The organism is Virgibacillus salexigens (assembly GCF_014905415.1).
GTDB lineage: Bacteria > Bacillota > Bacilli > Bacillales > Amphibacillaceae > Virgibacillus > Virgibacillus salexigens.
Genome location: NZ_BNEO01000001.1, coordinates 326,959 through 339,702, shown reverse-complemented (window position 1 = coordinate 339,702; position 12,744 = coordinate 326,959). Strand labels below are relative to the sequence as shown.

General features: G+C 37.5%; 10 protein-coding genes, 1 tRNA gene and 1 pseudogene. 7 read left to right on the top strand and 5 right to left on the bottom strand.

Translation table 11 applies throughout. The features are described 5' to 3' along the window. Positions 1-80: 80 nt before the first annotated feature. Positions 81-872, top strand: a complete 792-nt coding sequence (locus JKP73_RS01695) for an SDR family oxidoreductase (RefSeq protein WP_188943100.1) — start codon at positions 81-83, stop codon at positions 870-872. 60 nt (positions 873-932) lie between these two features. Here JKP73_RS01695 and ytaF read toward each other — a convergent pair whose 3' ends face one another. Then, positions 933-1,544: a sporulation membrane protein YtaF gene (ytaF, locus tag JKP73_RS01690; RefSeq protein WP_038242877.1), complete on the bottom strand. Its 612-nt coding sequence runs from the start codon at positions 1,542-1,544 to the stop codon at positions 933-935. A 162-nt stretch (positions 1,545-1,706) separates the two neighbouring features. On the opposite strand from ytaF, the gene JKP73_RS01685 reads away from it, so the two are divergent. Next, entirely contained in the window at positions 1,707-3,881 is a 2,175-nt protein-coding gene (locus JKP73_RS01685; protein ID WP_200410825.1) for a DNA topoisomerase III, read from the top strand. 37 nt (positions 3,882-3,918) lie between these two features. Here JKP73_RS01685 and JKP73_RS01680 read toward each other — a convergent pair whose 3' ends face one another. Then, positions 3,919-4,116, bottom strand: coding sequence for a DUF2188 domain-containing protein (locus JKP73_RS01680; protein WP_021289197.1), 198 nt, complete (start codon positions 4,114-4,116; stop codon positions 3,919-3,921). Between the two features lie 194 nt (positions 4,117-4,310). On the opposite strand from JKP73_RS01680, the gene JKP73_RS01675 reads away from it, so the two are divergent. The 4 genes and pseudogenes from JKP73_RS01675 (at position 4,311) to JKP73_RS01660 (ending at position 8,687) form a co-directional block, all read left to right on the top strand. Next, the gene (locus tag JKP73_RS01675) at positions 4,311-5,507 is read left to right on the top strand and encodes a M20 metallopeptidase family protein (protein WP_234447036.1); all 1,197 of its coding nucleotides are present in this window, start codon (positions 4,311-4,313) and stop codon (positions 5,505-5,507) included. Then, positions 5,507-6,802 (top strand): amidohydrolase, encoded by a 1,296-nt coding sequence (locus JKP73_RS01670; protein WP_200410823.1) that lies wholly within the window; start codon positions 5,507-5,509, stop codon positions 6,800-6,802. The genes JKP73_RS01675 and JKP73_RS01670 overlap by 1 nt, the downstream gene beginning before the upstream one ends. Before the next feature lie 19 nt (positions 6,803-6,821). Then, positions 6,822-8,344 (top strand): annotated as a pseudogene (locus JKP73_RS01665) (AbgT family transporter). 103 nt (positions 8,345-8,447) lie between these two features. Then, a complete protein-coding gene (locus tag JKP73_RS01660; protein WP_021289194.1) occupies positions 8,448-8,687 on the top strand; it encodes a ferredoxin family protein in 240 nt (79 codons plus the stop codon). A 342-nt stretch (positions 8,688-9,029) separates the two neighbouring features. Here the strand turns inward: JKP73_RS01660 and JKP73_RS01655 are convergent, their stop codons facing one another. The 3 genes from JKP73_RS01655 to JKP73_RS01645 all read right to left on the bottom strand — a co-directional run bounded on the left by JKP73_RS01655 (position 9,030) and on the right by JKP73_RS01645 (position 11,587). Beyond that, entirely contained in the window at positions 9,030-9,170 is a 141-nt protein-coding gene (locus tag JKP73_RS01655) for a hypothetical protein (protein ID WP_187370449.1), read from the bottom strand. A gap of 110 nt (positions 9,171-9,280) precedes the next feature. Beyond that, positions 9,281-11,326, bottom strand: coding sequence for a thioredoxin domain-containing protein (locus tag JKP73_RS01650; protein WP_160806634.1), 2,046 nt, complete (start codon positions 11,324-11,326; stop codon positions 9,281-9,283). A 168-nt stretch (positions 11,327-11,494) separates the two neighbouring features. Then, a tRNA-Ser gene (locus JKP73_RS01645) sits at positions 11,495-11,587 on the bottom strand. A gap of 175 nt (positions 11,588-11,762) precedes the next feature. On the opposite strand from JKP73_RS01645, the gene purU reads away from it, so the two are divergent. Continuing rightward, positions 11,763-12,662, top strand: coding sequence for a formyltetrahydrofolate deformylase (gene purU, locus JKP73_RS01640; protein WP_188943103.1), 900 nt, complete (start codon positions 11,763-11,765; stop codon positions 12,660-12,662). Positions 12,663-12,744: the final 82 nt, after the last annotated feature.

Here is a 12,744-nt window from a genome sequence, read left to right as displayed (position 1 = left end):
TAGTTAACTCGAAATACTTCCTTTATAATGGATGAAGGGAAAGTCATTTCGGGTTTTTATATGTAGAAGGAGATGATTACATGGATATGCAGTTACAAGATAAAACAGTCATTGTAACAGCTGGGAGTAAAGGTTTGGGGAAAGCTATTGCTACAGCGTTTGCTGAAGAGAGAGCAGTTGTCTATATTAGCAGTCGTAATGAAACAAATCTCAAGCAGGCAGTGAAAGAGATCAAACAGAAGACGGGTAATAATTCCGTTTCTTATGTTGTTTGTGATATGAAAGATCCTCAAGCGATTAAGCAAATGATTCACTCTATTTTAGACCAACGGAAAACAATTGATGTGTTAATTAATAATGCAGGAGGACCTCCAGCAGGAAGTTTTTTAGAAATGAACGATGAAGATTGGTATCACGCCTTTGAATTAAACTTACTTAGTTTTATACGAACGATTAGAGCGGTAGTACCACAAATGCAACAGCAGCAAGCCGGTCATATTGTCAATGTTGCATCGTCATCAATTAAGCAAGCCTTAGATAATTTGGTGCTTTCAAATACAATGCGTCCAGGTATTGTCGGATTATCTAAGACATTGGCTCAGGAACTAAGCCAGGACAATATATTAATCAATACTGTGGGGCCTGGTTCAGTAAAGACAGACCGAATTCTTGATTTAAATCGAAAACAAGCTGGAAAGCTAGGGGTATCAGAAGAAGAAGTAATGAACAAAGCAGAGGCCCAAATACCAATGAAACGTTATGGAAGACCAGAAGAATTTGCAAAAGCAATCCTGTTTTTAGCTTCAGCTTCCAATACGTATATTACTGGGCAGTCACTAATTGTTGATGGCGGGTTAATAAAATCCTTATAATTTAGAGTGAAAGGGAAACCCAGTGTTCCTTACATTGTGTTTCCCATTATATTCGCACTCTTAGTGGAATAGGCTAGTTATTCCCAAAGCAATTAATAGAAGTGGCGGAAGAAACGTCATTCGTTGTAATTGTCTGCTTTTAGCTAACCATATCCCTGCTTTTAATCCACAAAATAGAAATGTACCACTCATTATTGCAATTAAACCAGCTGTTAAAAATGCCCCATAGCCTAACATAGAGGCGCCAATTCCAGCACCGAATGCATCAAGCGCTAATGCCGAACCTAGCAGGATTGCCTCGGTTGGAGAAATAACACCAGAGCGATCTAAGTCAGCTTTATCTGGAGTAGATAGAACAGTGGACAAAATATTTTGATTGGTATCTTTCTCTTCTATTTCTTTTCTGGGAGTGATCAAATTAAATAACGCAAAGCTCCCTAGTATAATTAATATGCTTCCACCAAGCATCCCAGCAATATTTGGAGAAAGAATGGAAGTTAACATATTTCCAATCGTCATTGACAGCAAAACGATAATACCTGAGCAAAGCATAATAATAAGTAATGCATTTAATGGTACACGAATATTTCGCATGCCATAAGTTATACCTACTCCAAACCCGTCTAAGCTAACTGCAATAACTAAAAAAATTAAACCAGTATAAAAAAGCATGGCACCAATTCCTTTATCTATTTCTAAGGTATTGTATGGTTATTTTATATTTGTTGTGCGTATCCAACTTTTTATCATGAGTTAGTTTAGCTGCTTTAATCTGAAACGGAAGGTGAAATGTGATAAGATAAAGGATAGGTCTTTTAAGAAAGGATTTTAAAGATGAGTAAAATAGTTGTTTTAGCTGAGAAGCCTTCCGTTGGCCGTGATATTGCTCGAGTTTTAAAGTGTAATAAAAAAGGCAATGGTTTTATGGAAGGTTCCCAATATATCGTAACCTGGGCGTTAGGTCATCTTGTTACATTAGCAGACCCTGAAGTATATGATAATAAATACAAGACATGGAAGCTTGAAGACTTGCCTATGCTTCCGTCTAATCTAAAACTATCGGTAATTAAGAAAACCGGCAAGCAATTTAATGTTGTTAAGACACAGCTTCATCGTAGTGATGTGAATCAAATCGTTATCGCCACAGATGCAGGAAGAGAAGGAGAGCTTGTTGCCCGTTGGATTTTGGAAAAAGCACGTGTTCATAAGCCGGTTAAACGCTTATGGATTTCCTCTGTTACGGATAAAGCCATTCGTGATGGCTTTCATCAATTAAAGTCAGGTACGAAGTTTGAAAACCTTTATGCATCAGCGGTTGCACGTTCAGAAGCCGATTGGTATGTAGGTTTAAATGCTACAAGGGCATTGACGACGAAATATAATGCCCAATTATCTACTGGCCGAGTACAAACGCCAACCCTTGGGATGATAGCGGCAAGAGAAGAGGAAATCAAATCCTTTATTCCAAAGAAGTATTATGGAATAGCTGCCAGAACAAATCGAGGCTTTTCGTTAACTTGGCAAGATAATAAAAATAATAAACGAATATTTTCCAAAGAAGCAGCACAAACAATCGAACAGAAAGTGAACAATCAACCACTGACAATTAAACATATTGATAAAAAACACAAGAAAAAATCAGCCCCTCAACTTTATGATTTAACAGAATTGCAGCGTGATGCAAACCGTATGTTTCATTTTTCTGGGAAACAGACTTTATCGATCATGCAGAAGTTATATGAACAACATAAGGTTTTAACATACCCGAGAACCGATTCACGGGTCCTTTCAACCGATATTGTTTCTACGTTGAAGGATCGTGTCAAAGCTTGTGGTGTCGATCAATACGCTCGTACAGCGTATAAAATTCTAAACAAAGATTTAAATTTAACAAAATCGGTTGTGGATAACTCCAAAGTATCGGATCACCATGCAATTATTCCAACAGAAGAAAATGTTGTGCTTGCTGATTTAAATGATAAAGAGCGGAAAATTTATGATTTAGTAGTGAAACGTTTTCTAGCTGTATTGTCTGATCCATTTGAATATGAACAAACAACCATCTATGCAGAAACAGAGGGAGAACAGTTTACAGCTAGAGGAAAAGTCATTCAAAAACAAGGTTGGAAAGAAGTTTATAATCATCGTTTTGATGAGGGGGAAGCAGAAGATGATCAACAGTTACCTGCTTTAGAAACAGGTCAAACCCTTTCAAATATAACGTATACCATAACAGCTGGTGAAACGAAACCACCAGAACGTTTTACCGAGGGCTCGCTGTTACAGGCAATGGAAAATCCTGTACGTTACTTGAGTTCAAATGACAAAAAACATGCAAACACGTTAAACAAATCGGGTGGAATCGGTACAGTAGCAACCAGAGCTGATATTATTGAGAAATTATTTAATAACATGTATATGGAAATGAAAGGAAAGTACATTTTTATTACATCGACTGGAAGGCAATTACTCGACTTGGTTCCAGAAGAATTGCGTTCTCCAGCATTAACAGCAGAATGGGAAGATAAATTGACAAAAATTGCAGATGGCAAATTAAACAAAAACCAGTTCATGTCTGAAATTAAAGGTTATACGAAGCAAGTAGTTCAGCAAATTAAATCGAGTCAGGAAAAATTCAAGCATGATAATATGACTGGAACAAAATGTCCAGAATGCGGAAAGTTGATGTTAGAAATTGCAAACAAAAAAGGAAGAATGCTTGTTTGTCAGGATCGTTCCTGTGGCCATAAGAAAAACATTGCTAAACAAACAAATGCACGTTGTCCGAATTGCCATAAACGCCTTGAGCTACGTGGTGAAGGAGATGGACAAATCTTCATGTGTAAATGTGGGCATCGTGAAAAATTATCAACGTTTCAAGCACGTAAAGATAAAGAAAAGAAACATAATGTTTCCCGAAAGGAAGTCAATAAGTATTTGAAGAAACAAGATGAAGGGTTCAGTAACAATGCCCTTGCCGAACAACTTGCAAAATTTAAAAATAAATAAAAAACGTGTCAGATTAAATCTGACACGTTTTTTCTATTTAATATCTTGTTTCTTCGACAATATTGTGGAATTTATCCAATATTGTAACCTTACTAGGACTGTTTTCTTTCGCCATTCGTGTTGCTTCGCTAATCGCTTCATCTTTTGCATCATATAACTCTTCCGGAGCTACATCCTCTAACTTTACGAACCATCCTGTTGCATCTACATTTGGTGTTACCGTATATGTTTTCATTATTAAAACTCCTTTATCTTTATCTAGTGATAATTATGGAATTCCCGCATTTTACAAATTTAAAACCGTAATTGGTAATCAATTCATATTTATAAATTTTCCTAAAATAATATACATTGTCTGAATTTTTCGGTATACTTTTGTGTAATAAAGTTTTTAGAATAATGTCGCAAAATACAGGGAGGAATGAAACAGTGGCGAGCATAAGAGAAAGTCTTTTACATCATATCCAAGATGACGTTATTCAAATGCGCCGTCATTTACACCAAAACCCAGAATTAAGCAACCAAGAAGCGGAAACTTCCCGTTTTATACAAGAAAAACTGAAAACGTATGGAGTAACCTTTCAAGCTGGTTTTGCTAAATATGGTGTGTTAGGAATTATTGAAGGAAAGCATCCGGGAAAGACAGTAGCCTTGCGAGCTGATATGGATGCTCTGCCAATACAAGAGTTAAATAATCACGATTTCACTTCAAAACATGCAGGGATTATGCATGCATGTGGACATGATGCTCATACTGCTATGTTGTTAGGGGCGGGTTATGTCCTCCAACAGATGCGGGAATCATTACATGGGACAGTTCTATTAGTCTTTCAACCTGCTGAAGAGGATTCTCCTGTTGGTGGCTCGAAGGTCATGTTAGATGATGGGGTGTTTCATGAGTATACACCAGATATTATTTATGGACAGCATGTATGGCCAGACCTACCAGTAGGACAGATTGGTATCCGCGATAAAGAAATGATGGGAGCTTCCGATCGCTTTAAAATCATCTTAACAGGAAAAGGTGGACATGCAAGCATGCCACATCAAACCAATGATGTGATGGTTGCGGCAGGCCATTTAATTACAAGTTTGCAAACGATTGTGAGCAGAAGTTTAGATCCATTAGAAGCATCTGTTGTTACCATTGGAACAATCGAGGGTGGAGAAGCACCGAATATCATTCCGAATCAAGTAACACTACAAGGATCAATTCGTAGCTATGCTCCCCATATTCGTAAACGATTAAAGGAACGGTTCTTTACGATTACCAATCAAGTCGCAGAAACCTTTGAAGCAAAGGCAGATATTACTTATTTAGATGGGTATCCAGCTACCATTAATACACCAAAATGGGCAAGGCTTGCTCGAACTTCTGCAGCTCGCGTTCAAGGAGAAACACCAGAAGTGAATCCTTCTTTAGCGGGTGAAGATTTTAGTAGATTTTTAGAAAAATATCCTGGTGCATTTATTTGGCTAGGAACCCAAATAGAAAATGCTGATGAACAGGCACCCCTTCATGATGCTCATTTCCAATTAGATGAACGTGCATTGCCACTTGGAACTTCAATGTTCGTACAAGTTGCTCTTGATACGTTAAATGCGTTAGCAACGGGTGATAGCTAATGAAGGGATTTATTGAAAGCATAACACCTCAGCTCATACAATGGCGCCGTGATTTTCATCAATATCCAGAATTAGGGTTTACCGAATATGTCACGAGCTATAAATTGGCTAAGGAATTAGAGCGGTTAGGGTTTACCATCCATATTGGAAAAGATGTTATGAAACAAGAAGCACGGCTTGGTATCCCATCATCAAAAGAGCTTCAATTTTATGAATCAAAGGCAATCAAGCATGGGGTAGAAAAAGACATTCTTGATCGTATGCAAGGTGGTATGACAGGAGTAATCGCAACCTGGAATACAGGGAGGCCCGGAGATCATGTAGCCTTACGATTTGATATAGATGCACTCCCAATCCAAGAAACTAGAGAAACTTCCCATTTCCCTCATCAACAAGGCTTTATTTCCTTAAATGAGCAAGTAATGCATGCATGTGGACATGATGGCCACATGACCATTGGTCTAGGTGTAGCATCTTTCATTTCGGATTACCACGAACGGTTATGTGGTAAATTCACCTTACTGTTCCAGCCTGCTGAAGAAGGAGGCAGGGGAGCGAAGGCGATTACAGCAAATGGCTGGCTTGATGATGTCGATTATTTTTATTCGGGCCATATTGGAATCGAATCGTTGCCGGTAGGAACAGTTGCAGCAACAGTAGATGGATTTTTAGCATCTTCAAAATTAAATGTAACATTTAAAGGTGTATCCTCTCATGCTGGCATGAAACCAGAACTCGGCAAGAATGCCTTACTAGCAGCATCGTCTGCTGTTTCCAGCTTATATGGAATTTCCCGTCACAGCGGTGGAATTACCAGGATAAATGTAGGGAAAATGATGGCAGGTAGTGGGCGAAACATCATACCTGCTGATGCTTATTTGGAAATCGAGACACGTGGTGAAACAGAAGAAATGAATTCCTATATGCAAAATGAAGCTAAACGCATTATTAAGGCTTCAGCGATGATGCAAGGGGTAGAATATCAAATAGAAGCTGTTGGTCAAACAGAACAACTAAAAGGTAGCAACGAACTTATATCTTCCATTGAAATAGCCTGTGATAAAGGTAAGTATATTGAACAGGTTTGGCCTGTAGCTCTTGTTTCTGGATCCGAAGATGCAAGTTTTATGATGAATCGTGTTCAAGCAAATAACGGGTTAGCCACCTATATGCTGTTTGGTACACCTTTAGATTTTCCACATCATCATCCTTCGTTTGATTTTCAAGAAGATGTATTGCCAGTTGCTGTGGAAGCACTAACGAACATTATACAGACAAATCACAGCAATAAATGATTTGGAAAGGATGGAAAGAATGGCAGCAAAGAAGCAGAAATCATTTATGACTAGCTTTTTAAATAGAATTGAGCGGGTTGGAAATAAGCTGCCTGATCCATTTATACTGTTTATCAGTTTAGCCGGAATTGTCATTTTACTATCTTGGATCATCTCATGGTTTGACGTGACATTTACCCAGCCTGGAGATGGACAGGAAGTAGCCATCAAGAGTTTAGTATCTGAAGAAGGTTTAGAGTATATCCTCACATCTATGTTGGATAACTTTGTAGGTTTTGCACCACTTGGTATTGTTTAGCAACGATGTTGGGAATTGGATTAGCCGATAAAGTTGGAATATTAGAAACGGGGATTAAAAGTACGATATTAAAAGCCCCACCTGCATTCGTAACCTATGCTGTTATTTTTACAGGCATCCTTGGAAATATTGCTTCGGATGCTGCGTTTGTTATTGTACCTCCGCTGGCAGCAATGGTCTTCTATAATATAGGTCGACATCCGTTAGCCGGTTTAGCTGCAGGGTTTGCTGGGATAGGTGCTGGTTTTACTGCCAACTTTATGGTGACAGGAACCGATGCATTGTTATCAGGTATTTCCACTGAAGTTATGAAAACATTAGATGAAAAACATCGTTGTAACGCCGGTTGATAACTGGTATTTCATGATTGCGCCCGTCGTTGTTTTATCTATTATCGGAGCAATTGTGACTGAAAAAATCGTAGAACCTCGTTTAGGCAATTATGAAGGGGAATTGAAGAAGGAATTTGAAGCAGCCAAACCAATGGAAATTAAGGGGTTGAAAAATGCAGCAATTGCCAGCATTGCCTATATAGCCCTTATTTTAATTGTACTATTTTTATCAAACTCCCCACTTCGTAGTGAAGATGGAAGTATTGTGCCTTCTCCATTTTTAAATGGAATTATCCCACTAATTTTAATTTTATTTATTATCGCTGGAGTTGCATATGGTGTAACCGTAAAAAATATTACAAGCTCAAGGGACATCGGAAAATATATGGGGGAAGCGATGAAAGATATGTCTGGTTTTATCGTACTCATTTTTGCTGCGGCGCAATTTATTGCTTATTTTGAGTGGTCAAATATTGGATCATGGATAGCTGTCAGCGGTGCTAATTTTCTTGAGTCCATCGGATTCACAGGGATTACGGTCGTTATTGGCTTTGTGATATTAACAGCGGTACTGAATTTATTTATTTATTTATTTTCAGCGGGTCTGCACAATGGGCGCTAGAGGCGCCTATATTTATTAAGATGTTCTATTTCTTGGATTATCACCCAGCGTTTATTCAGGCAGCATATCGTATTGCAGATTCTTCAACAAATATTATTACACCGATGAATCCATATATTATTATCGTACTTTCCTTTATGCGTGAATACGATAAAAAAGCGGGTATCGGTACATTAATTGCCCTTATGTTACCATATTCAATCTGTTTCTTACTAACCTGGATCGTATTATTACTGTTATTTGTATTTTTAGGTATTCCATTTGGTCTTGGTGTCGAGATTTATCTATAGACTGAATTATCTCTAAGCTGTTTACTTGCAATGCATACGTCATGTATCATTAAATAAGAAGTGGACAAGACTTGTTTTTAAAGAGATAAGGAGGTTAAACTAGATGGCATTTGTAATCTTAGATCCATGTCAAAGTGAAAAGTCAGGTGAATGCGTAAGTGTTTGCCCTGTTGATTGTATAGAAGAAGGCCCTGATCAATTTTACATCGATCCTGATATTTGCATTGATTGTGGTGCCTGCAAAGCAGTTTGCCCAGTAGATGCAATTGAAGAAGAATATGATATAACGGAAGAACAGGAAGTTTTCCTAGAAAAAGCAGAAGCATTTTTTGCAAACAAGTAGCAATCCGATTGATTACTTATATATGCTGTATCGCCTCTATCTAGGTGATTCGGCTTTTATATTTATCAAAGTAAAAGTATAGGCTGGGACAAAACCCTGGTAAGGCGAATCTTCTAATGATAAGAACTGTCTGACATTTATCCTATACACTTAGGGTGACTTACACTGCAGATGCCTGCCTGCTATCTGCGGGTACGGCTTTAGTCAGACAGCTTTCGTTTCACTCAGCTGCCGTATCCATATCTTAAGAACAACCCACACAAAAGCGGGTTCGATCATCAAAATACGATAATAAAACCCGCTTTAGCTTGTTCTTGGCTAATGATGTCCCAGCCTCTACTCTTATTTTTCGTTATCCTCTACTCTAATTGCTAGTTTACTGGCAATCCAACGTTTTGCTGTTTCCTTATCAACAACATACGTTTTTCCTGCACGAAGGAGATCACCATGATAAGCTGTTTGTACATTCATCTTAACCTTCATTCTTAATTACTCCCTTTGTTAAACTAATCCAATTATAGCATGAAATCAGGAAATAATAGATTAGATGAATTTATGTGAACGTAATTCTAAATGAAATGATTCTTTTATGTTTAACTTGTAATTGCTTTTAAAGCCTCAGCTAAATCTGTTGTCGGCTGCTTACAAGCAAAATTCTCGCATATATAGATGGTTGTGGCGTCGTTGATTTGCTCATAAGCTGTTGCAAAGTCAGCAATTCCTTTTGCTTGCTCTTTGTTTTCGAGCGATAAGACAGATACATCAGGTAAGAACATTTCTTGTAATTGTTGTAGAAACGCTTGTTTTTTTGGGTCGGTATCTGATCCAATTACGACGACTTCTTTTGTAGGTTTGTCAATAAGTAGAAGGCTTTGAATAAAGAAGGGGCTAGCAGATGCTTGCCTTTCGATATCCTCATAAAACGTATAAAACATTTCTTCTACATGGTCGAGATAAGTGGTGTTACCTGTTAAGTAGCCGATACGAGCTAGCATAACAGCTGCAACACTATTCCCAGATGGAATTGCACCATCATATACTTCCTTATCTCTAGCAATTAATGCTTCACTATCTTCACCAGTAAAGTAGAAACCACCATTTTCCCTATCCCAAAATAATGCAAGCATTTGATCTGCTAGCTGTTTTGCTTGTTGTAAATAAGCAAGCTTAAATGTCGCTTCATATAGCTCGATATAGCCCCATAACAGAAAAGCATAGTCATCAATATAAGCTGGATATCTTGTATCCCCATCACGATACCTGGCCATCAAGCGACCATGATCAATTAAATGATCCTCTATAAAAGATATTGCTTTCTCAGATGTAGCGATATAATTTTGGTTTTGAAAAGCTTTGCCGGCTTTAGCAAATGCAGCAATCATGAAGCCATTCCAGCTGGTTAGTATTTTATCGTCCACATGGGGATATACACGTTTTTGTCTTTCCGTAAAAAGAGCTTGTCTGGCTGTTTCTAATTTATTCATGATCATCTTTTCTGGGAGTTTCAGTTCTGAAGCCAGTTGTTCGATATTAGCTTCAATCAAATTCGGTATGTTTTTTCCTTCAAAATTACCTTCTGGTGTAATATCATAGCATCTTGTATAGATGTCACCAAGTTTTTCCCCAAGTATGTCGATAATTTCTTGATAATCCCAGACATAGTATTTTCCTTCTATACCTTCTGAATCCGCATCAATAGCTGAATAAAACGCCCCATCTTTGGTGGTCATTTCACGCAAGATAAACGTAATTAGCTGATCACTAATATTCTTGTAATAGGGACGTTGCGTAAGTTGATAGGCTTCTGTATATGCAATTAGCAAAAGTGCATTATCATATAACATCTTTTCAAAATGAGGGATGAGCCATTGCTCATCGGTAGCATATCGAGCAAATCCGAAGCCAATATGATCATAGATCCCACCAGAGCCCATGGATTGAAGTGATTTTTCGGTAATTTTTAAAGCAGCACTGTTATTAGAAAAATAAGCATATCTGAGTAAAAATAATAAATTTTGTGGCATTGGAAATTTGGGAGCTTGTCCAAACCCACCATGTACAAAGTCGAAGCTTTTGCCAAGTTGTTGAAATGCTTGGTTTATATGTTCTTTGGACATACGATTGTTGCTTTTTGAGCCAAGACTTTGTTTAAGAGCTTGTTCGACACTCTCTGTTACTTCGTCTATATGCTCCGGATCTTGTTTAAATTTGCGATAGAGTTGTTGTAGGATATTAACAAACCCTGGCATCCCATATTTTTTATGTTTGGGAAAATAAGTTCCTGCATAGAACGGAATTTTATCTGGTGTCATGAAGATGGATAAGGGCCAACCCCCATGCCTTGTCATCATTTGACATACCTTCATATAAATCGAGTCAATATCTGGTCGTTCTTCTCGATCTACTTTAATCGCGATATATTTATCATTGAGAATGGAGGCAACCTCAGCATCTTCAAATGATTCATGCGCCATAACATGACACCAATGGCAAGTACTGTATCCGATTGAAAGAAAAATGGGCTTCCCCTGTTTTTTGGCAAGTTGAAAAGCCTCTTCGCCCCAAGGATACCATTGAACCGGGTTATCCTTATGCTGTAATAAGTAAGGTGATTTTTCCTTTTGCAACTGGTTTGGCATTGTAAACACTTCCTTCCTATTCACACTATACACGAAATAAAAGGTTTCCAAACAAGTAAAACCTTCATTTAGCAACAGGAATTAATAAGGAAGGAAAGATATTTACGTAAAAAGGTACCCATCAAGAGTACCTTTCATTTCGTACATTTACGATATTTGTATAAATTATGGAGGAGAAAGTGGGATTTGAACCCACGCGACGCTTGCACGCCCTAACGCATTTCGAGTGCGTCCCCTTCAGCCAGACTTGGGTATTTCTCCAAATCAGCTCTATGAATCTATGTTAAACTAAAGAATCCAACAAAAGATATTGTAATAAATAATGACACTATTTACAACTATAATGCTCTCTAATTTGTAGTTTATCTTTTCTTGACTTTCTTCGTTATGGTAACATAGAGTATTAACTAAAAAGAAATGTAGAGGTATGTTTTCTATGAATCACTATATGAAAGAAAGTATTGACCAATTTAAAGAAGCTCATTTAAATAAAGCACGCTTCCTAATTAAATGCCCAGACCAGCCAGGAATAGTCGCTGCGATTTCAGAATTCCTATATAACCATGACGCTAATATCATTGCGTCTGATCAGTATACCATCAATCCAGAGGGTGGACAGTTTTTTATGCGAGTTGAGTTTGAATGTCCAGATTTAAACACAAAAGCAGCAATATTAGAAGCAGAATTTCAACCTATTGCTACCCAATTTGATATGGATTGGAAGCTGCTTTATGTGAGCCAATTAAAAAATATGGCTATCTTTGTTTCAAATGAACCACATTGTTTATTGGAATTATTATGGGAATATCAAAGCGGAGATTTAATGGCTAATATTGCTTTAGTTATTAGTAATCATGAGTCCTCCCGTGAGACAGTAGAGGCACTAGGTATCCCGTTCTATTATATTCCTGCAAATAAATCGATTCGAAAAGAAGTGGAGAAAAAGCAGTTGGAATTAATGGAAACTTATCAGATTGACTTTATTATTTTAGCAAGGTATATGCAAATTCTCACTAGCGATTTTGTCGATAAGTATAAAAGTCAAATTATCAATATACATCATTCATTTTTACCTGCGTTTGTTGGTGCGAAACCTTACGAACGTGCCTACCAACGTGGGGTGAAGATGATTGGCGCTACTTCTCATTATGTTACGAACGACTTGGATGAGGGGCCAATCATCGAACAAGATATTGGTCGGGTTGATCATCGAGATAACAGTAAAGATATGAAAAAGATTGGTCAGACAATTGAACGTACGGTTTTAGCAAAAGCAGTAAAGTGGCACTTAGATGATCGTATTATTGTTCATGATAATAAAACCATTGTGTTTTAGATAAACAACTGTATGTTATAGAAAGCTTGTAAAGATTCTTCTTTACAAGCTTTTTTGTTTTTTAGAGTGAAGATTAATAAAT

Bases quoted from the DNA above. Each gene is read 5' to 3' on its own strand.
- JKP73_RS01695 (WP_188943100.1), top strand. From the start codon at position 81: ATGGATATGCAGTTACAAGATAAAACAGTCATTGTAACAGCTGGGAGT.
- ytaF (WP_038242877.1), bottom strand. From the start codon at position 1,544: ATGCTTTTTTATACTGGTTTAATTTTTTTAGTTATTGCAGTTAGCTTA.
- JKP73_RS01685 (WP_200410825.1), top strand. From the start codon at position 1,707: ATGAGTAAAATAGTTGTTTTAGCTGAGAAGCCTTCCGTTGGCCGTGAT.
- JKP73_RS01680 (WP_021289197.1), bottom strand. From the start codon at position 4,116: ATGAAAACATATACGGTAACACCAAATGTAGATGCAACAGGATGGTTC.
- JKP73_RS01670 (WP_200410823.1), top strand. From the start codon at position 5,507: ATGAAGGGATTTATTGAAAGCATAACACCTCAGCTCATACAATGGCGC.
- JKP73_RS01660 (WP_021289194.1), top strand. From the start codon at position 8,448: ATGGCATTTGTAATCTTAGATCCATGTCAAAGTGAAAAGTCAGGTGAA.
- JKP73_RS01655 (WP_187370449.1), bottom strand. From the start codon at position 9,170: ATGAAGGTTAAGATGAATGTACAAACAGCTTATCATGGTGATCTCCTT.
- JKP73_RS01650 (WP_160806634.1), bottom strand. From the start codon at position 11,326: ATGCCAAACCAGTTGCAAAAGGAAAAATCACCTTACTTATTACAGCAT.
- purU (WP_188943103.1), top strand. From the start codon at position 11,763: ATGAATCACTATATGAAAGAAAGTATTGACCAATTTAAAGAAGCTCAT.